Annotated in this window: 17 protein-coding genes; 10 read left to right on the top strand and 7 right to left on the bottom strand. The window is 34.8% G+C overall.

The features are described from left to right. Positions 1–260: 260 nt before the first annotated feature. The 6 genes from gltB to GM921_RS05040 all read left to right on the top strand — a co-directional run bounded on the left by gltB (position 261) and on the right by GM921_RS05040 (position 11,220). Positions 261–4,769 carry a glutamate synthase large subunit gene (gene gltB / locus GM921_RS05065; RefSeq protein WP_182921516.1) on the top strand — a complete coding sequence of 1,503 codons (4,509 nt, stop codon included), beginning with the start codon at positions 261–263 and terminating at the stop codon, positions 4,767–4,769. Between the two features lie 2 nt (positions 4,770–4,771). Further along, positions 4,772–6,238, top strand: coding sequence for a glutamate synthase subunit beta (locus GM921_RS05060; protein ID WP_182921515.1), 1,467 nt, complete (start codon positions 4,772–4,774; stop codon positions 6,236–6,238). A 263-nt stretch (positions 6,239–6,501) separates the two neighbouring features. Further along, on the top strand, positions 6,502–7,401 hold the full coding sequence (locus GM921_RS05055; RefSeq protein ID WP_182921514.1) for an aspartyl protease family protein: 900 nt from the start codon (positions 6,502–6,504) through the stop codon (positions 7,399–7,401). A 95-nt stretch (positions 7,402–7,496) separates the two neighbouring features. Next, positions 7,497–8,117: a (2Fe-2S)-binding protein gene (locus GM921_RS05050; RefSeq protein WP_235969777.1), complete on the top strand. Its 621-nt coding sequence runs from the start codon at positions 7,497–7,499 to the stop codon at positions 8,115–8,117. Further along, positions 8,114–9,097 carry an FAD binding domain-containing protein gene (locus GM921_RS05045; protein ID WP_182921513.1) on the top strand — a complete coding sequence of 328 codons (984 nt, stop codon included), beginning with the start codon at positions 8,114–8,116 and terminating at the stop codon, positions 9,095–9,097. Before GM921_RS05050 ends, GM921_RS05045 begins: the two co-directional genes overlap by 4 nt. Continuing rightward, the gene (locus tag GM921_RS05040) at positions 9,097–11,220 is read left to right on the top strand and encodes a xanthine dehydrogenase family protein molybdopterin-binding subunit (protein WP_182921512.1); all 2,124 of its coding nucleotides are present in this window, start codon (positions 9,097–9,099) and stop codon (positions 11,218–11,220) included. The genes GM921_RS05045 and GM921_RS05040 overlap by 1 nt, the downstream gene beginning before the upstream one ends. An 89-nt stretch (positions 11,221–11,309) precedes the next feature. Here the strand turns inward: GM921_RS05040 and GM921_RS05035 are convergent, their stop codons facing one another. From GM921_RS05035 to GM921_RS05025, 3 genes are all read right to left on the bottom strand, one after another. Beyond that, a complete protein-coding gene (locus GM921_RS05035) occupies positions 11,310–11,972 on the bottom strand; it encodes a YdeI/OmpD-associated family protein (protein ID WP_182921511.1) in 663 nt (220 codons plus the stop codon). Between the two features lies 1 nt (position 11,973). After that, the gene (locus GM921_RS05030; RefSeq protein WP_182921510.1) at positions 11,974–12,504 is read right to left on the bottom strand and encodes an RNA methyltransferase; all 531 of its coding nucleotides are present in this window, start codon (positions 12,502–12,504) and stop codon (positions 11,974–11,976) included. Between the two features lie 70 nt (positions 12,505–12,574). After that, positions 12,575–13,726, bottom strand: coding sequence for a galactokinase (locus tag GM921_RS05025; protein ID WP_182921509.1), 1,152 nt, complete (start codon positions 13,724–13,726; stop codon positions 12,575–12,577). Between the two features lie 68 nt (positions 13,727–13,794). Between GM921_RS05025 and GM921_RS05020 the strand changes: the two genes are divergently transcribed. Together GM921_RS05020 and GM921_RS05015 are read left to right on the top strand one after the other, a co-directional pair. After that, on the top strand, positions 13,795–14,841 hold the full coding sequence (locus GM921_RS05020; RefSeq protein ID WP_182921508.1) for an aldose epimerase family protein: 1,047 nt from the start codon (positions 13,795–13,797) through the stop codon (positions 14,839–14,841). Positions 14,842–14,850: 9 nt separating this feature from the next. Then, complete coding sequence (locus GM921_RS05015) at positions 14,851–15,246, top strand: DUF1398 domain-containing protein (RefSeq protein WP_182921507.1); 396 nt, start codon at positions 14,851–14,853, stop codon at positions 15,244–15,246. 3 nt (positions 15,247–15,249) lie between these two features. Here GM921_RS05015 and GM921_RS05010 read toward each other — a convergent pair whose 3' ends face one another. The 4 genes from GM921_RS05010 to ribD all read right to left on the bottom strand — a co-directional run bounded on the left by GM921_RS05010 (position 15,250) and on the right by ribD (position 18,705). Then, a complete protein-coding gene (locus GM921_RS05010) occupies positions 15,250–16,113 on the bottom strand; it encodes a nucleoside phosphorylase (protein ID WP_182921506.1) in 864 nt (287 codons plus the stop codon). Positions 16,114–16,179: 66 nt separating this feature from the next. Further along, positions 16,180–16,794: an IMPACT family protein gene (locus GM921_RS05005; protein WP_182921505.1), complete on the bottom strand. Its 615-nt coding sequence runs from the start codon at positions 16,792–16,794 to the stop codon at positions 16,180–16,182. After that, positions 16,781–17,653 carry a DMT family transporter gene (locus tag GM921_RS05000; RefSeq protein WP_182921504.1) on the bottom strand — a complete coding sequence of 291 codons (873 nt, stop codon included), beginning with the start codon at positions 17,651–17,653 and terminating at the stop codon, positions 16,781–16,783. The genes GM921_RS05005 and GM921_RS05000 overlap by 14 nt, the downstream gene beginning before the upstream one ends. Then, entirely contained in the window at positions 17,650–18,705 is a 1,056-nt protein-coding gene (ribD, locus tag GM921_RS04995; RefSeq protein WP_182921503.1) for a bifunctional diaminohydroxyphosphoribosylaminopyrimidine deaminase/5-amino-6-(5-phosphoribosylamino)uracil reductase RibD, read from the bottom strand. Before ribD ends, GM921_RS05000 begins: the two co-directional genes overlap by 4 nt. 48 nt (positions 18,706–18,753) lie before the next feature. On the opposite strand from ribD, the gene prmC reads away from it, so the two are divergent. Next, positions 18,754–19,650, top strand: coding sequence for a peptide chain release factor N(5)-glutamine methyltransferase (prmC, locus tag GM921_RS04990; RefSeq protein ID WP_182921502.1), 897 nt, complete (start codon positions 18,754–18,756; stop codon positions 19,648–19,650). A gap of 25 nt (positions 19,651–19,675) precedes the next feature. Beyond that, positions 19,676–19,933, top strand: a complete 258-nt coding sequence (locus GM921_RS04985; RefSeq protein WP_182921501.1) for a hypothetical protein — start codon at positions 19,676–19,678, stop codon at positions 19,931–19,933. The last annotated feature ends 1 nt before the right edge of the window (position 19,934 follow it).

Raw genomic sequence — 19,934 nt, 5'->3', positions numbered from 1 at the left:
ATAATAAATATTCAATTGCCAAATTCATAATCTATAACGTTCCCAATTGCCAAGTTGATAAATAAGTAAGGTTTATTTCATTAAAATATATTTAATTCAAAAAAAAATTACTGATAATGTAATTTGACGTAATTTTTCACTATCTTAGTGTTTCCTATACACTAACTAAAAACCAAGTGAAATCGTCGTAGGCAAGTCAAGAATATTCCTCAAAAACTTGCCTGTAGATAGCTTCATACTAAATGAAAAAATGTACACAAATGGAAAACTTGAATGAACAACAAGGATTATACCGTAAAAGTTTCGAACACGATGCCTGTGGCATTGGTTTCGTTGCGCATGTAAAAGGGCGAAAATCGCACCAAATTATTTCAGATGCCATTACTATTCTAGAAAATCTAGATCACCGTGGCGCTTGTGGTGCTGAACCAAATACGGGAGATGGGGCAGGGATTATGATTCAAGTTCCTCATGAATTTTTATTCGACGAATGTTTGAGAACGGGCTTCAGTCTTCCTGCTTATGGAGATTACGGCGTTGGTCAACTTTTTTTACCTAAAGAAATTCGTGCTAGAGAAGAATGTCGTGAAATTATTTATCGCACAGCTGAAAAACTAGGATTAGAAGTTTTAGGCTTTAGAAAAGTACAAGTAGATACGACTGATATTGGCAACATGGCACTTTCTGTTGAACCAGAAATTGAGCAAGTATTTGTAGCTAGACCTTATCACATTGCTGAAGGTGCAGATTTTGAACGCAAACTTTTCGTACTTAAAACCTATTTAACCAAAACAATTTACAATACCGTAGCCGGAAGTAAAGATGAATTTTATATCGTTTCATTTTCTTCTCGGACTATTATATATAAAGGTCAGCTAACCTCTTTACAGGTTAGAACTTACTTTACAGAACTGAGCGATAAACGTATGGTTTCGGCTTTTGGCTTAATCCACTCACGTTTTGCAACAAATACTTTTCCATCATGGCGATTAGCTCAACCGTTTAGATTTATTGCTCACAACGGTGAGATTAATACTTTACAAGGTAATTTAAACTGGTTCAGATCGAGTGTTAAATCTTTTGCATCACCATATTTTACACCAGAAGAATTGAACATGATTCTTCCAGTAATTGATGAAACGCAATCAGATTCTGGCTGTTTAGATAATGTAGTTGAATTATTATTACATGCTGGTCGTTCATTACCACACGTTTTAATGATGTTAATTCCAGAAGCTTGGGATGGAAATGACGATATGGATCCGATTAAAAAGGCATTCTATCAATTCCACGCTTCGTTAATGGAACCTTGGGATGGACCAGCTGCTATTGCATTTACCGATGGTAATTTAATTGGTGCGACTTTAGATCGTAATGGTTTACGCCCTTCTCGTTATGTGCTAACTAGCGATGACAGAGTAATTATGGCATCAGAATCTGGTGCTTTAGCGATTGATCAAAGTACAGTAATTGAAAAAGGCCGATTAACGCCAGGCAAAATGTTTGTTGTAGATATGCAACAAGGCAGAATTATCAGCGATCAGGAAATTAAACAACAAGTTTGTGGTCGTAGGCCATATGCAGATTGGATTAATCAATATCAAATTAAATTAGAAGAATTGCCAGAACCAAGGGTAATGTTTACCAATTTGGCATCAGATTCTATTTTTAAATATCAACAAGTATTTGGTTACAGCAGAGAAGATATCGACTTGCTATTAAAACCAATGGCAGTTGAGGGTAAAGAGGCAATTGGTTCGATGGGTACAGATACGCCATTGGCTATTTTATCTAAACAACCTCAACATTTGTCGTCTTATTTCAAACAGTTGTTTGCACAAGTTACCAATCCGCCAATTGATCCAATTCGTGAAAAAGTGGTCATGAGTTTGGCTGGATTTATGGGAAATAACGGTAACTTATTGGAAGAAAATCAGATGCAATGCCATTGTGTAGGTATCAAACATCCAATATTAACCAATTTAGAATTAGAGAAATTACGAAGCATTGATACTGGATTATTCCAATCTAAAACGCTACAAATGTATTTTAGAGCCGATGGAAAACCTGGAGCAATGGCAAAAGCATTAGATCGTTTGTGTCGTTATGCTGTTGATGCGGTTGAAGATGGCTTCCAAGTTATTGTACTTTCAGATAGAGCAATTGATTCAGAACATGCTGCAATTCCTTCTTTATTAGCAGTTTCGGCAGTTCATCACCACTTAATTAGAAAAGGTTATCGCGGTGCGGTTGGTCTTGTAGTTGAGGCTGGCGATATTTGGGAAGTACACCATTTCGCTACATTAATTGGCTTTGGCGCAACTGCTGTTAATCCGTATTTAGCTTTAGAAACCATTAAAGGTTTTGATAAAGAAAGCGGTTTAAAACCTGAGAAATTAATCTCTAATTATATTTATGCGGTAAACAACGGATTGTTAAAAATCTTCTCTAAAATGGGAATTTCAACGTTGCAATCGTATCATGGCGCACAAATATTTGAAATTTTAGGTATTAATGAACAAGTCGTAAATACACATTTTACAGGTGCTGTATCTCGCATCGGCGGATTAGGATTAGATGAAATTGCGCATGAAACATTGATTAAACATCGTCGTAGTTTTGGTCCAAAAACACAAGCTGATCCAATTTTAACTGCTGGTGGAACGTATAAATGGAGAAGACGTGGTGAAAAACATTTGTTCAATCCAGAAACTATCCATTTATTACAAAACGCAACCAGAAGAAACGATTATACTACGTTTAAAAAATATTCTAAATTAATTAACGAGCAAACGCAACAAGCTTACACTATTCGTGGATTATTAGAATTTAACTATTCTCGCCCTGCAATAGGTTTAGAAGAAGTAGAATCAACAGAATCTATCTTAAAAAGATTTGCAACAGGAGCCATGTCATTTGGTTCAATCTCTCACGAAGCACATTCAACTTTAGCTATTGCTATGAACCGCATCGGCGGAAAAAGTAATACAGGCGAAGGTGGTGAGGATGATATGCGCTATGAAAAATTAGCGAATGGAGATTCGATGCGTTCGGCTATTAAACAAATTGCCTCAGCTCGTTTTGGTGTAACAAGTAATTATTTAACCAATGCAGATGAGTTGCAAATTAAAATGGCACAAGGTGCAAAACCTGGTGAAGGTGGTCAATTGCCTGGTCACAAAGTAGATGACTGGATTGCAAGAGTTCGTCATGCTACACCTGGAGTTGGTTTAATTTCGCCTCCACCACACCACGATATTTACTCAATCGAAGATTTAGCACAGCTGATATTTGATTTGAAAAACTCAAATAGAGCAGCTAGAATTAACGTGAAATTGGTTTCTAAAGCTGGTGTAGGCACAATTGCAGCAGGTGTTGCTAAAGCACATGCCGATGTAATTTTAGTTTCTGGTTACGATGGTGGTACAGGTGCATCGCCGTTAACTTCTATCCAGCATACTGGTTTACCATGGGAATTAGGATTGGCTGAAGCCCACCAAACTTTGGTTAAAAATAGATTAAGAAGTAGAGTTGTACTACAAACTGATGGTCAGTTAAAAACTGGTCGTGATATTGCAATTGCTGCGCTGTTAGGTGCCGAAGAATGGGGTGTGGCAACTGCGGCCTTGGTAACTTCTGGCTGTATCATGATGCGTAAATGTCATTTAAATACTTGTCCGGTTGGTGTGGCTACACAAGATCCAGAATTAAGAAAGTTATTTACTGGTGATGCAGATCATGTGGTTAATTTATTCCATTTCTTGGCAGAAGAGTTACGTGAAATCATGGCTGAACTTGGTTTTAGAACCATACATGAAATGATTGGTCAATCTCAAGTATTGAAGACTAGAGAAATTGCAGATGCAGATTGGAAATTGAAATATGTAAACTTAGCACCAATATTGTACAAAGAACCAGATAATGGTTTGCCATTATATCAAACCGAGTTCCAAGATCACGGATTAGATAGCGTTTTAGATCATCAATTGATTGAAAAGGCACAAGCTGCTATTTTAAATAATGAGCCTGTTTTTGCCAATTTTGAAGTTAAAAATACTGATAGAGCAATTGGAACCATGCTTTCTAATGAGATTTCTAAAGTTCATAAAAGTGCAGGTTTACCAGCTGACACTATCAATTTTAAATGTTTTGGTTCTGCCGGACAAAGTTTTGGAGCATTTGCCGCTAAAGGTTTGACTTTAACATTAGAAGGTGAAGGAAATGATTATGTAGGTAAAGGTTTATCAGGTGCTAAATTGGTTGTCTATCCTTTTAGTAATATCAACTATGTTCCTGAGCAAAATATAATTATTGGTAACGTTGCCTTATATGGCGCAACTTCTGGTGAGTTATATATTAGAGGAAAAGCTGGTGAACGTTTCGCTGTGCGTAACTCTGGTGCCACATCGGTTGTAGAAGGTGTAGGCGATCACGGTTGCGAGTACATGACAGGTGGTGAAGTGCTCGTAATTGGAGATACAGGTAGCAATTTCGCAGCTGGTATGAGTGGAGGTATCGCTTGGATTTACGATGTAAGTAAAACTTTTGCAAATAAATGTAATCCAGAAATGGTTGATTTAGATCCATTATTAGCAGAGGATGAAGAAAGAATCACAACACTATTAAAAAATCATATTCGATTAACTAACAGTAGAGTTGCAGAATTTATATTAAGTGATTGGGATACGCAATCTGCTCACTTTGTAAAAGTATTCCCTAAAGAATATAAAGCAGTTTTATTACAACGCCAACAAGTTAAAATCAATTAAGAATGGGAAAAGTGACAGGATTTTTTGAATACGAAAGAGTTTCGCCTTCAAAACAAGAACCAAAAGACCGTTTACAACATTATAATGAATTTTTAGATCCGCTACCTGCCGAACAATTGAACAAACAAGCTGCTCGTTGCATGGATTGTGGAGTACCTTTTTGCCAATCGGGTTGCCCTTTAGGTAATGTGATACCAGAATTTAACGATGCCGTTTATAAGGGCGATTGGTTAAATGCAGCTGAAATTTTATTGAGCACTAATAATTTTCCAGAGTTTACCGGTAGAATTTGTCCTGCACCTTGCGAAAGCGCTTGTGTATTAGGGATTAACAAATCTCCAGTATCTATTGAAGAAATTGAAAAACACATTATAGAAATTGCTTTCGAAAAAGGTTTCATCAAAGCAAATGCGCCTTTAATTAGAACTGGCAAGAAAGTAGCTGTAATTGGTTCTGGACCTGCGGGCTTAGCTGCTGCAGCTCAATTAAATAAAGCCGGACATGAAGTTGTAGTTTTTGAACGTGATGATGTGCCAGGAGGGTTATTACGTTATGGTATTCCAGATTTTAAACTGCAAAAAGATGTAGTGGAGCGTAGAATAACCTTAATGGAAGAAGAAGGTATTGTTTTCAAATGCAACTCGAATGTTGGTGAAAATGTAGAATTAAGCACTTTATTAAGAGATTATCAAGCTTTAGTATTGGCTGGTGGTTCTACAATTCCAAGAGATTTAAACTTGCCAGGAAGAGAATTAGAAGGTATTTATCCAGCAATGGATTTCTTAAAACAACAAAATAAACGTGTTAGCGGAAGAAAAGTTGATGGAAAAGAGCTGACTGCAACTGGCAAAAACGTAATTGTAATTGGTGGTGGTGATACAGGCTCAGATTGTATTGGAACATCTAATCGTCATGGTGCTAAATCTGTTACACAGTTTGAAATTATGCCAATGCCACCGCAAAGCAGAACAGAGCACATGCCTTGGCCGCAATATCCAATGTTATTAAAAGTAACTTCATCTCATGAGGAAGGTGCGCACAGAAATTGGGCAGTGAATACACAAAAGTTCAATGCAGATGAAAATGGTAATTTAAAATCATTGAGTGTAATTGAGGTGCAATGGGAGATGGATACAAATGGCAGAGCTTTAGGCTTTAAAGAAATTCCAGGAACTGAAAAAGAATATCCTTGTGAATTGGTTTTATTGGCCATGGGTTTTTTATATCCTCAAAAACAGGGATTATTAGAGAAACTAGGTGTAGAACTAGATGAAAGAGGAAATGTAAAAGCTACAGAAGGTTTATATCAAACTAATATTGCTAAAGTTTTTGCCGCTGGCGATATGCGCAGAGGTCAGTCTTTAGTGGTTTGGGCAATTTCTGAAGGTAGAGAAACTGCTAGAAAAGTGGATGAATATTTAATGGGATATAGCAAATTGCCATCGAAAGATGCAGTTGCTTATGCATAATATTTAACCACATAGAAATATAGGTTTTAATTGATAAATTAATTAATTCCCAATTTGTCATTCAGAGCGTAGCGAAGAATCTCTATTTAAATCGCTTTAGAGATTCCTCATTCTTCGGATGACAAAAAAAATAAAAGCCGCAGATTCGCAGATTTTAAATCTGAATATCTGCGGCTTTTTTAATTTCTAATCTGTGTTAAAATAGAGTTTATTGTTTTATGCCCAGCTATTAAATTTTAGTAGCTTGCATTAAAAACCAAAATATGTTTAAGCCTTCTTTCTTTTGTTCAATTTCTGTGTTCATACTGTTTTGTCCTCTTTTTCTTTTTGCACAAACTAAAATTCCTTTTGAGTTAACAGATTATAACAACCTGAAAATAAAAGCCATAATCAATCAAAAAGACACTGTAAACTTGATGTTCCATACCGCGGCAAATTCTCTTACCTTAACAGAGGAAGCAACCAAAAAGATAAAAAACTTGGTTTTTGATCGGAGCGATAATGTAAAAAGTTGGGGAGGGAATGAGAATTCTTCACGATTTAGCAAAAGTAATGTGCTGCAAATTGGTGAATTAAAATGGGAGAACATTCCGATTTGGGAAAATACCAATTCTGGTCAACAAACCGATGGAAAATTTGGATTAGAACTATTTGCCAACAAAGTAATCGAAATTGATTTTGATCAAAAAATGATTACACTTTATAATCAACTACCAGCAAAAGTAAAGGAATTCGAAAAACTGAAACTAACTTTTGAAGACGAAATGATGTTTGTAGAGGGTGATTTACAAATAGATCAACAAACAATGCACAATAAATTTTTGGTTCATTCTGGCTACGCCGGAACGATTTTATTAGATGATCAATTTACAGTCGATAACGCCATTGATAGTAGATTAAAAGTAATTGATGAAAAAACTTTAAAGGATTCGTTCGGCAATATCTTAAAAACAAAAAAGGCAATAGTTCCAATAGTTAAAATCGGAAAAACAGTATTGAATGAAATTCCAGTTAGCTTTTTTACAGGAGCTCTCGGTCGACAAAAAATGAGTATTATTGGTGGAGATGTATTAAAACGTTTCAATATTATAATCGATGCTGAAAGAACTAATATCTATCTGAAAGCGAATAAATTAATGAATTCAGGATATTGGAAAGGGTAGATATATCCATCATATAGACTCCTTCTAAATTATCAAAACCTAGTAAAACAAATTTTGTTATTCCGATATTAGAGAAATAACCATTCCTCTTTATTATGGCTGAAATTGACAATAACCAATCTGGTGATACTCGTCGTGATTTCTTAAAGAAAACCTCACTTTTTACTGCCTTATCATTAACACCTCTAACGGTTTTGAAAGCTGCAGATAACAAAGTTGATGAGCGTTTTGCAGAACTTTTTGAGAAAATCCCATTAAACTTAAAGGTAAATAATAAGCCTTATACTTTAAAAGTTGAACCAAGAGTTACGCTTTTAGATTTATTAAGAGAACAATTGCACTTAACGGGAACTAAAAAAGGTTGTGATTATGGTCAATGCGGTGCTTGTACCATTCATATTGATGGTGTACGTGTAAATTCTTGCTTGAGCTTGGCAGTAATGAACGAAGGCAAAAGCATCACCACAATTGAAGGTTTAGCCAAAGGCGATGAATTGCACCCAATGCAAGCAGCTTTTATTAAACACGATGGTTTTCAATGCGGTTATTGTACACCTGGACAAATTATGAGCGCAGTAGCTTGTGTCCGCGAAGGTCATGCGAATTCAAAAGATGAAATTAGAGAATATATGAGCGGAAACATCTGTCGTTGTGGCGCTTACCCTAACATAGTTGATGCAATACAAGAAGTTAAAGAAGGAGGAAAAGCGATATGATAAATTTCCAATTCGTAAGAACTTCAGTAGTAAAAACTGCATTAAGTTTAATTGGTAAAGATCCAAAAGCGGCATTTATTGCTGGCGGAACAAATTTGGTAGATTTAATGAAAAGAGGAGTGATTGCTCCAGAAAAGTTAATCGACATTAATCATTTACCACTCAAACAGATTGAATTAAAAAATAACATTTTACATATCGGTGCTTTGGTTTCTAATTCGGCATTGGCAGAAAATGCACTAGTAAAAGAAAAATTTCCATTATTGATGTTGGCTTTACAAGCTGGCGCATCTGCACAGTTAAGAAATGTAGCTACAGTTGGCGGAAACATGATGCAACGCACCCGTTGTGGTTATTTTTACGATACTACAATGCCTTGCAATAAACGTCAACCAGGAAGTGGTTGTGGCGCAATTGGCGGTTATAACAGAATGCATGCGATATTTGGCACATCTGAATCTTGCATTGCTGTACATCCTAGCGATATGTGTGTAGGTTTAGCTGCACTTGATGCACAAGTTGTAATTGCAGGTGCAAAAGGTGAAAGGAAAATCAACTTTGTAGATTTCCATCGTTTAGCTGGTACAACACCCGAAAAAGATAATAATTTACAAAAAGGAGAATTGATTTTAAGAGTTGAAATTCCAGCAAATAACTTAAATAAGAATTTCCATTATTTAAAAGTGAGAGATCGTACTTCTTATGCTTTTGCTTTAGTATCTGTTGCAGCTGCTTTAGAAATTAAAGATGGTTTGATTGCTAACGCTCGATTAGCGATGGGCGGAGTTGCACATAAACCTTGGCGTTTAACAGCTTCAGAGGTATTTTTAAGAGGAAAACCTGCAACACTTGCAAATTGTGAAGAAGCTGCTAAATTGGCGATGAAAGATGCCAAAGGTTTTGGAGAAAATGATTTCAAGCTTAAACTAGCACCAAATACAATTATTGAAGCATTAACCATAGCTAAATCTAAAGCCTAATGGAGTTTTTTGTAGATGAAAATGACCGCGTTGACGGTGTAGATAAAGTAACTGGAAAAGCGAAGTATTTTGCTGAATATCAATTACCTGGATTAACTTATGGAGTTTTAGTAACGAGCACGATCACTAAAGGTAAAATTACAGCAATTGATACCAAAGCCGCTAAAAATGCTCCTGGTGTTTTAGAAGTATTATCTCATTTAAATAAACCATCTGTTGCTGGTTATGAGCAAGCTGGCGGTTCACCAATGAAGATTTTTTATACGGATCAGATTTTCTTTAATGGACAGCCTATTGCAATTGTAGTAGCAGATACTTTTGAAAGGGCAACTTTCGCAGCATCATTAGTTAAAGTGAGTTATGAAAAAGCTGCTTTCAATACCAATTTTGAAGCTAGTATTAAAGATGCAGCAGTGAAAAAACTGCAAGGTCAACCACCATATGTACGTGGCATAGCCGATGCCTATAAAACAGCAGAAGTAAAAGTTGAACAGATTTATACGATGCCAGTTGAAACACATAATCCGATGGAATTGCATGGAATTATTGCAGATTGGCAAGCAAATGACAAGGTTACTGTTTATGCAAAAACACAAGGTGTAAAATCAACTCAAAATACCATAGCTAACGTTTTTAAAATTCCAGCAGAAAACATTCAGGTCAATTCTCAATTTGTGGGGGGTGGTTTTGGAATGGCTTTAAGAACTTGGCCATTGGAAATTGCTGCAATTATGGCCTCTAAACAGCTGAAAAAACCTGTTAAGTTGGTCATTACACGTGATCAAATGTTTACCATGGTGGGAAATCGCCCAGCTGCTTATCAAAAAATTGGTTTAGGCGCTACAAAAGATGGAAAGATAACTGGAATTACACATACTGCATTTGGTCAAACTGCTACGTACGAGAATTTTACCGAAGGTGTAGTGAACATGAGCAAATTCATGTATGATTCTGAAAATGTAAATACGAATTATTATGTTATCCCATTAGATATGGGTGTACCTATTTGGATGCGTGGACCAGGTGAAGCTACTGGAGCTTTTGCTTTGGAAAGTGCAATTGATGAAATGGCGCATGCGTTGGATATGGATCCATTGGATTTTAGAGCAAAGAATGATCCTGAGAAAGATCCTGCTCAAAACCGACCATTCTCTAGTAAATACATTAAAGAAGCATACAAATTAGGTGCTGCTAAAATTGGATGGAATAATCGTAAAAATAAACCTGGAAGTACTATTGAAGGCTCTTGGAACATTGGTTACGGAGTAAGTATTGGTGTTTTTAATGCAGGTAGAGGTAGAGCAAGTGTAAAAGGGATTTTAAAAGCTGATGGAACTCTGATTTTACAAAGTGCAACTAGTGATATTGGTCCTGGTACTGGAACGGGAATGACTTTAATTGCTAGTAAATTGATGAATATTCCGGTTGAAAAGATAGTCTTTGAATTAGGAGATTCTTCTTTACCACCAGCACCAAGTCAAGGAGGTTCGGCTACACTTTCTACAGTTGGAAGTGCTGTTAACGATGTTTGTGTAGCTTTAAAAGCGACTATTGCAGAGTTGGCTGCGAATTCAAATATGGATGCAACATCAAATTTTGTAGATGTATTGAAGAAAAACAATCTACCAATAATTGAAAAAACAATTCAGTCTTCACAAAATAATCCAGAAGCGAAAAATTATTCGATGTATTCGTTTTCCATCCACTTTGTGCAAGTAAAAGTGCATCAATTAACTGGCGTAGTTAAAGTAAGCAAGATTGTTTCTGTTGGCGATGCAGGAAAAATTGTAAGCCCAAAAACTGCTCGTAGTCAAATGGTTGGTGGTGCAGTTGGTGGTATCGGAATGGCTTTAACTGAAGAAGCGATTTTAGATAATCGTTATGGCAGATATGTAAACAACAATTTCGCAGATTATCACGTTCCTGTAAACGCAGATGTACCAGATATTGATGTAATTTTTATTGATAAACCAGATCCAATTGTTAATCCAATGGGAGCGAAAGGAATGGGGGAAATTGCTCTAATTGGTTTTGCTGGGGCTGTTGCTAATGCTGTTTTTAATGCAACGGGTAAAAGAATTAGAAGTTTACCAATTACACCAGATAAGGTTTTAGAAGGGTAGTTTTTGGACTTGTCATCCAGAACGCAGTGAAGGATCTCTATAAGATTAATCAATTGAGATGCTTCGCGTTGCTCTGCATGACAAAAAGCCTATTTCTCACTAGGGTTTTTCTTTCCAGCTATTAATTTTTCAATAGTTTTAGAAATTCTGTCTGTTCTAGTCTTTTCTTGTTTGGCGGTTAATATCCAAAGTATATATTCTTTGCGATTTGAATAGGAGAGTTGCTCAAAAAAATTCAAAGCCTTTGCACTTTTTTCTAATTCACTTTTCAAATCCTCTGGTAAAGTGATTATTTTATTCACTACATCAACGAAATTACCATACTCATTTTTCTGAATATCATCGTTGCAAATACCCGAACTTTTAACCAATTCCAATGGTTTTATTCTTAGAGCCGTCCAAGTATCATTTATAGCTGCAGAAGCGCAAGGAGTTAATTGATGTGTTTTTAACTCATCCCATGGAGCCATCATGTTTAAGTCTGATGTAATATTTGATGATTTTTTAGGGTATAAAATCCAAAATAAAGTAGTTGGTTGAAGTTTAACGGTAATTTCTTTCAACTCCTGTGTCAGTTCAGTGCTATCCTTTACAAATAATAACAATTCATCAAAAGGCTTACCTAAATCCTTAGTTAACTTTATTCCTTCTGGGATATCACCTAAAATACTTAAAACATTTTCGGGAGCATTTTGGATGCAAAGCACATTCCCAGTTTTAATATATAGTTTTTTAAATAGCGGATTTTCCATTCTACAATCGCAATTTCGCAAAGAAATCCCAAAGCACAATACCAGCAGAAATCACAATATTAAAAGAATGTTTAGTACCAAATTGTGGTATTTCAATACAATTATCTATTTTCTGCATTACCTCATCGCTCACACCATTTACTTCATTCCCAAAAATTAACGCATATTTTTTAGTAAGATCAGGTTTAAAAACATTGAGCATCGTACTCTTTTCAGCCTGTTCAATCGCTATAATTTCATACCCTTTTTGACGTAAGGTATCAACCGCAACTAAGGTATCTTCAAAGTGAATCCAATCAACGGATTGCGTAGCACCTAAAGCAGTTTTTTCTATTTCACGATGTGGAGGTTGAGCAGTTATTCCACATAAAATCACTTTTTCTATCGAAAATCCATCAGCAGTTCTAAAAACAGAACCAACATTGTGCATACTTCTCACATTATCCAATATTACCACAACAGGCAACTTATCCTGCTCTTTAAATTCTTTTATATCGACACGATTTAACTCATCGAGTTTTAATTTTCGCATTATTCTTTATTTTGTTGCCCCAGATTCGTTGAATTTAAAGGATAAAAATCTGTGAATCTGCTGCTGTTTTCTATATTTTCTTCACACCATCGCCAATTTGATGAATATAAATAGCTGCTGGATAACCAATTTGCTCCACATAATAATCTGTTAATTGCTTTGCAAAATCTTCTTCGTATCCTTTTTTAAGCAAGGCGATGGCACAACCACCAAACCCAGCACCAGTCATTCTTGCACCACTCACATGCTCATAATCCTTGCAGAAATCTACCACAGCATCTAATTCCTTACCCGTTACTTCGTATAAATCTTTTAAAGATTGATGTGAAGCATACATTAATCGACCAAATTCTTCTAATTCGCCAGCATTTAAAGCTTTTGCAGCAAAATGAACTCTATCATTTTCTTTAATTACATGCGTTGCCCTTTTTAAAACAGTTTCATCAGCAATTAAATGACTATGCAATGCGAATTTATCAGCTGTTAGCTCACATAAATTGTTAATTTTTATTTCCTGTTGAAGTGCTTTTAAAGCCGTTTCACATTCTGCAACACGCTCATTATATTTTGATTCTGATAGTTCACGAACTTTATTTGTATTAATAATCGCCAAAACATGATCACCAAGATCACAATCAACCACTTTATATTTTAAGGTATCGCAATTTAAAACCAATGCTTTATCTGCTTCGCCAAAAGCAATAGAAAACTGATCCATAATGCCAGAATTTACGCCAATAAATTCATTTTCTACTTTTTTAGAAAGCTTTACTAACTCTAATTTATCGTTTCCTAAATTATAGTAATCGTTTAAGGCATAAGCAGTAAGCACTTCAATTGAAGCAGATGATGAAAGACCAGAACCAATTGGAATATTACCAAAATATAGTAAATCTAAACCGCTGGCATCCCAACCTTGTTGTTGTAACTCATGAAAAACTCCTAATGGATAATTGTACCATTCTTTACCAGTTTTACTATATTTTTTTTGAATTGGAAATGTTTCTTCTTCCTTAAAATTAACGCTACTAAATCTAATTACGTTATCACTATTTGGTGCTAAAAGCAGCCATGTACCAGCTGTAATTGCGCATGGCATCACTAAACCGCCATTATAATCTATGTGTTCTCCTATTAAATTAACACGGCCTGGAGCAAAATATGTAGCCGTTGGATATTGCTTGTATTTCTCAAAAAAAGTTTCAGATAATTGATTGTTCATAAAAGGTATTATTCTTCGCGAGGTTATAAGTTTATTTGTATTTTAGCTGACGGTCTAAGATACAATTTATGAAAGTAAAGCAGATAAATACAGGCAATTTTATTGATAAAAAAGAAGTAATTGCAGTAGAATTAACTAACGATAAAGGGAGTTCGGTAAAAATCTTCAATTATGGTACTATTATTAACCAATTTATAGTAAAAAATGCCAAAGGCGAACAACAAGATATTGTTTTAGGCTTCGATAAATTTGAAGATTATATTAGCCCTGCGTACTTAGAAAACTACCCATATTTTGGAGCTATAATTGGCCGTTATGCTAATCGTATAAAAAATGGAGAATTTAGTATAGATGATGTTCATTATCAATTAGCTAAAACCAATGGAAATGATTGTTTACATGGCGGAAAGATAGGTTTTGATAAAAAAATGTGGGATATCATTAGCATTGGAGAAGAGCCTCATGCTAGTGTAACTTTTCAATATTTTAGCTTAGATGGTGAAGAAGGTTTTCCAGGTGATTTAGCCGTACAACTCACGTTCGAATTCACTAATAATGACGAGCTTATTTTAACTTTTCAAGCTGATACTGATGAAGCTACGCCAATTAATTTAACACATCATAGTTATTTTAATTTATCGTCAACTGGCGGAAAAATAACCAAACACATACACCAAATGAATGCTTCTAATTATTTGGAGCAAGATGATAATTACGTAGTTACTGGCAAATTAATTCCTGTTGAAGGCACGCACCATGATTTTAGAAAAGGAAAAATTATTGGCGAAAATTGGGATGAAAAAGAAGGATATGATCAAACCTATGTTTTAGATAAAGAATACGGTTCGTTAACATTAGCCAGTAAAACTACTGAAACAAATAGCGGTTTATCGTTGTTAGTATATACAACAGAGCCAGTTGCACATTTATATACTGCTAAATATTTAAACGTTAAAAATGGTAAGGGTGGTCAGGATTATAACGAATACGATGCTTTTTGTGTAGAAACACAGCATCATCCAAACGGACTTAATATTCCTCATTTTCCGAGTACTATTTTAAGGCCAGAAGAAGTTTATACACAGACTACTATTTATAAGGTTTTAACTAAATAATAAGTCATCATGTTTACACTTGAGAAAATACAAGCTGCTCATCAAAAGACTAAAACAGGAGCTGATTTTCCGCAATTTATTGCAGACATTAAAGCAATGGGTGTAACTAGGTATGATGTGTACGTTATAAATGGAATGGCAATTTATTTTGGCGATGATGATTATACGGTAGAAAGTCCGCCAGCTTATGAAAGCTTATTAATAGAAGAAAATTCATCAGCAACAGATTTAAAAGAGGCTTTAAAAATCCATCAACAAGGTGAAACTGATTATCAAACTTTTTGTAGACAAGCTGCTGATGCTGGAGTTGAAAAATGGATTACTGATTTAAACGCCATGACCGTAACTTATTTAGATATGGCCGGACATGAATTAGTAGTTGAAAATATTCCTACAGTTAAATAAAATTTACAAGCGTTCTAAAACCATTTTAATTGCTTTCTCTACAATTTTCTCTGGTGTACTGCTAAACTCAAACTTTACACGACTAGCTAATATAGCATTCACAGACAGCGCTTTATGTCCTAATGTTTTTGCTAAAGCGTAAATACCTGCTGTTTCCATTTCTAAATTGGTGATTCTGTTTTTGCCCTCTTTAAAACTATTTAATTGACTAATAAAATCTGGAACAGCATTTTTCGCTCGTACTTGTCGACCTTGTGGAGCGTAAAAACCAGGAGCAGTAGCCGTAATTCCTTGTTCCATTCCTTTACCAATTGTTTGCAACAATCCTTGATCTGCAGCTGTTAAATAGGGATGAATACCTTTAATATGCGAAAAATGAGATTTAATACTATCTAATAAACTGTGTTCATCACCAGAAATCTGATGCATGTAATAATTCATCAATGCATCAAAACCTAAACCAAAAGAAGAAGCTAAAATTGTTCCCATTGGGATATCAGTTTGCACAGCCCCAGAAGTGCCAATTCGGATAATATCTAATGATTTTAGTTCTTTTTTAACTTCTCGCGTAGCGAAATCTATATTTACTAAAGCATCTAACTCGTTAAAAACAATATCAATATTATCTGTACCAATACCTGTAGAAAGTACAGTAATACGTTTTTTCCCTAGATAACCAGTGTGGGTTATAAACTCTCTTTTCCCTTTTTTAATTTCTATGGAATCGAAATGTTTACTAATTTCAGAAACTCGATCCAAATCGCCCACTGTAATAACTGTATCTGCAATATCTTCTGGAAGTAAGTTTAAGTGGTAAATACTACCATCTGGATTGATAATTAGATCAGCTTCTGATAATTTTGACATAATAAAGGATTATTTGGTATAAACAAACTTAATAAATTTAGTTCATTGGTCTCAGTAGTTCATTAGTTAAATAGTACCCAAATATTTAATTTCAATACCGTCAACCTTTTCTAATTTACCTAAAACTGCATTCAAATTTGATTTTCTAACTTCAAACTTAACCACACATTTCGTATCAAATTCTTGATTAAGAATAGCTAATTGTTCATCTTTTATAATTCGCATAATTTGGTTCATCTCCAAATAATCAAATCCAATTTCATATATATCGTTTACGGTCTTTACAATGACTTCATTTACCGCAAGTGCTTCAACAGTAGCTATTTTATACGCGTTAATTAAACCTGGAACACCTAATAAAGTTCCGCCAAAATAACGAACAACTACGACCAGAATATTCGTAACATCTGCAGAAAGTAGCGTATTTAAAATTGGTCTACCAGCAGTTCCAGAAGGTTCACCATCATCATTCAGTTTAAAAATACTTCGATCTGGCGATAAACGCAAAGCCCAGCAAAAATGTCTCGCTTTACCATGCTCTGCTCTAAGTTTTGCAATGATGTTTTTAACTTCAGCTTCGCTACTAATTGGATAAGCATAACCAATAAACTTACTGCCTTTATCTCTAAAAATACCTTCAGAAGTAGTTTTTATAGTTTTATACGTATCATCGAACAGCATGTAATTTCGATAAAGTAATTAAAACAATGGCTACTAATGCGAGTATTAAACCGGTATAATTCAGCTTGCTTAATCTTTCTTTAAATAAAACGATACCAATTAAACTTCCGGCTATAATTACGCCAATATTCATTGCTGCAAACACAGTTGATGGTTGATCTGACATCGCTCTGTGTGCTTTTAAATAGAATAAGATATTTCCAAAATTAAAAAAACCTAGTACGCAACCGCAAACAAAGTTGATGAGTTGAATTTTTGTCCTTTTAGTAATGGCTAGATATAAAATATAGCCGAGAGAAAGGATAAAAGCAATGCAGAAAATTAGAAATAATGAAGTAGTATAAGGAATAACTGTGATTTGACTAACGAACTTAAAGAATACATCAATTGCACCAAAACCAACAAAAACTAACAATAAATATAGCCAAGTATGCTTTGAAGATGGGCTTCCAAATTTACGATAAATAGTAAAAACAATCGCTATAAAACCAAATATCAATCCTACGTATTTTAAGCGATCAAAGCTTTCATTAAATAGAAAATACGCAGCACAAAGTGATATAAATAGCGATAAACGTTGAGCAATATCTGTTCTGGCTAAACCTGTTTGTTGGACAGCATAACCCTGAATTAGAAAAATTGCAGGTAATAATATGCCAATCACCAGGTAAATAGGAGATAGCGCAACAGTAAAATTGAGGGTGCTAAAATCAGGTTTGAAAAAGAAAGCACTTAACCCAATAGCGAATAAATAATTCCAGGTAACGGCTTGCATTACATTAATTTGGTAACGTTTGGCCAGTTTAAGCAAAACGCCAACTATAACACTGCAAGTAATACTTAAAACTAAATAAATCATTTTTGTGAGTAAGGTGAGTAAATCGTTAATTCGTCTGCGCCAATTTGCAAAGTCTCTAATATGTTTCCTTTTATCGAAGGAGCTTTAATTCCGTCGTTCCATTCAGTTTTAGAGGTGAAAATTCTAGCTTCATCCCATAAATTAGCTGTTATAAACTGACTTAGAATTTGAGCACCGCCTTCTATTATTACCGACTGAATATCCATTAAATACAACTGAAAAGCTATTTTTTGCGCTAGATAAAACTGCATATCTTCCATTTGCACAAAGTGGATATTATTAATTACATCAGTCTTTATTTCATTAAAAACGATGGTTTTAGCTTCATCGTTGTAAACATGATGAGTTTCAGGAATTGCTAAATTGCTATCAATTACAATTCGAATAGGGTTTTTTCCTTCTACATTTCTAGCTGTCAATTGCGGATTATCAATCAATGCCGTTTGTTTACCAACTACTATTGCATCTTCCTCACTTCGCCATTGATGCGTTAATTGTTTAGCTTCCGAGCCAGAAATCCATTTTTGCGTAGCATCTTTTGGTGCAAAATAACCATTCGCTGTTTGCGCCCACTTTAAGATAATGAAAGGTCTTTGTTGTTCAATTCTGGTAAAAAACCTACGATTTAAATAACTGCATTCATCTACCAAAACACCTGTAACTACAACTATTCCTGCGGCTTTTAATTTCTCAATCCCTTTACCATTTACACCCGAAAAAGGATCAGTATTACCAATTACAACTTTCTTTAATTGATGTTTAACCAGCAAATCTGCACAAGGTGGCGTTTTACCAAAATGTGCACAGGGTTCTAAATTAACGTAAGCAATAGCATTTTTAAGTAGGGAAGGAGCTTCATCTCCAAAATTGGTAAACACATCATTTATCGCATTAACTTCAGCATGTGCTTCACCAAATTTCTGATGATAACCTTCTCCAATAATTTTGCCTTCATAAACTACTACGCAACCAACCATTGGATTCGGGCTTACATTGCCCATTCCTTTTGCGGCCAATTCCAAACAACGTTGTATGTAAAGTTCATCGCTCATTAGTGCAAAAGTAAATTATTGTCATGATTATAGCTATTTTTACCGCAAATGAAATTAAAGGAATTAGCAACAAAGTTTAGCACAGATTTAAATTCACTTTATCCAGAAGATGAGGCCCTGGCACTATTTCAACTAACACTTCATCATTTGTTAGGCTTAAGCAGAGCTGATTATCTTTTAAAAAAAGAACAAGAAATTTCTGTTAATGATATATCAAAATTCGAAACCATTTTAAAAGAACTCCAAACCGGGAAGCCTATTCAATACATACTAGGAGAAGCACATTTTTATGGTTTAACATTTAAAGTAAATGAATCTGTTTTAATTCCAAGACCAGAAACTGAAGAGCTAGTAGAGTGGGTTTTAACTAGTGTTGCAGGTTACGAGTTGCAAGTTATAGGTCATAATTCCACAACCCACAACCCACAACCCACAACTATATTAGATGTAGGTACAGGAAGCGGTTGCATTGCTATTGCATTAAAGAAAAACTTATCCAACACAAATGTTTACGCATTAGATATTGCAGCTGATAGTTTGGAAATAGCCAAACAGAATGCAGAATTAAACAATGTTGATGTAGAGTTTATACATCAAGATATGCTGCAAACTCAAAATGAAGAGAGCACTACTAAATACTCAATTATTGTAAGCAATCCACCCTATATTACAGAACATGAAAAGGCAGAAATGCATGCTAACGTTTTATCTCACGAACCGCATAGAGCTTTGTTTGTAAGCAATGAAAAACCATTAGTTTTTTACGAAGCAATTGCTAATTTCGCCTTAAAAAATCTGCAAAACAACGGTTTACTTTTCTTCGAAATTAACGAATACTTAGGTCAACAAACAATTGATTTATTAAAAGAGAAAGGCTTTACAAACATCGAATTAAAGAAAGATATGCAAGAGAAAGATAGAATGATTTGTTGCAGGAAAAATTAATATCTTTAACAAAACATTCGCAATAATGGAATCAACGACTAAACCTCATTCTATTGATAAGAAATTACAAATAGTGATGTGGTTAATGTCTGGTTTAGCTATTTTGACTTATTTCTTTGTTTTAAAGTACGAACCAATTAAAAACATCGCTATCAGAGAACTACAGCCTTATCTTTTTATTTCATTACTATTGGCTTCCATAATCAGATATTGGTATCCTAAAGTTGGTTTTATTCTCCATTCACTCATCTGTTTATTTCTTACTTGTTACTTATTATTCTAGC

The sequence above is a fragment of the Pedobacter planticolens genome (genome assembly GCF_014172375.1).
Classification (GTDB): domain Bacteria; phylum Bacteroidota; class Bacteroidia; order Sphingobacteriales; family Sphingobacteriaceae; genus Pedobacter; species Pedobacter planticolens.
Note: the sequence above shows the minus strand (reverse complement) of the source record. Positions and strands in the feature narration are given on the sequence as shown.

What these genes read in the sequence shown, in the direction of transcription:
- gltB (WP_182921516.1), top strand. Translation starts at nt 261, where the DNA reads ATGGAAAACTTGAATGAACAACAAGGATTATACCGTAAAAGTTTCGAA.
- GM921_RS05060 (WP_182921515.1), top strand. Translation starts at nt 4,772, where the DNA reads ATGGGAAAAGTGACAGGATTTTTTGAATACGAAAGAGTTTCGCCTTCA.
- GM921_RS05055 (WP_182921514.1), top strand. Translation starts at nt 6,502, where the DNA reads ATGTTTAAGCCTTCTTTCTTTTGTTCAATTTCTGTGTTCATACTGTTT.
- GM921_RS05050 (WP_235969777.1), top strand. Translation starts at nt 7,497, where the DNA reads ATGGCTGAAATTGACAATAACCAATCTGGTGATACTCGTCGTGATTTC.
- GM921_RS05045 (WP_182921513.1), top strand. Translation starts at nt 8,114, where the DNA reads ATGATAAATTTCCAATTCGTAAGAACTTCAGTAGTAAAAACTGCATTA.
- GM921_RS05040 (WP_182921512.1), top strand. Translation starts at nt 9,097, where the DNA reads ATGGAGTTTTTTGTAGATGAAAATGACCGCGTTGACGGTGTAGATAAA.
- GM921_RS05035 (WP_182921511.1), bottom strand. Translation starts at nt 11,972, where the DNA reads ATGGAAAATCCGCTATTTAAAAAACTATATATTAAAACTGGGAATGTG.
- GM921_RS05030 (WP_182921510.1), bottom strand. Translation starts at nt 12,504, where the DNA reads ATGCGAAAATTAAAACTCGATGAGTTAAATCGTGTCGATATAAAAGAA.
- GM921_RS05025 (WP_182921509.1), bottom strand. Translation starts at nt 13,726, where the DNA reads ATGAACAATCAATTATCTGAAACTTTTTTTGAGAAATACAAGCAATAT.
- GM921_RS05020 (WP_182921508.1), top strand. Translation starts at nt 13,795, where the DNA reads ATGAAAGTAAAGCAGATAAATACAGGCAATTTTATTGATAAAAAAGAA.
- GM921_RS05015 (WP_182921507.1), top strand. Translation starts at nt 14,851, where the DNA reads ATGTTTACACTTGAGAAAATACAAGCTGCTCATCAAAAGACTAAAACA.
- GM921_RS05010 (WP_182921506.1), bottom strand. Translation starts at nt 16,113, where the DNA reads ATGTCAAAATTATCAGAAGCTGATCTAATTATCAATCCAGATGGTAGT.
- GM921_RS05005 (WP_182921505.1), bottom strand. Translation starts at nt 16,794, where the DNA reads ATGCTGTTCGATGATACGTATAAAACTATAAAAACTACTTCTGAAGGT.
- GM921_RS05000 (WP_182921504.1), bottom strand. Translation starts at nt 17,653, where the DNA reads ATGATTTATTTAGTTTTAAGTATTACTTGCAGTGTTATAGTTGGCGTT.
- ribD (WP_182921503.1), bottom strand. Translation starts at nt 18,705, where the DNA reads ATGAGCGATGAACTTTACATACAACGTTGTTTGGAATTGGCCGCAAAA.
- prmC (WP_182921502.1), top strand. Translation starts at nt 18,754, where the DNA reads ATGAAATTAAAGGAATTAGCAACAAAGTTTAGCACAGATTTAAATTCA.
- GM921_RS04985 (WP_182921501.1), top strand. Translation starts at nt 19,676, where the DNA reads ATGGAATCAACGACTAAACCTCATTCTATTGATAAGAAATTACAAATA.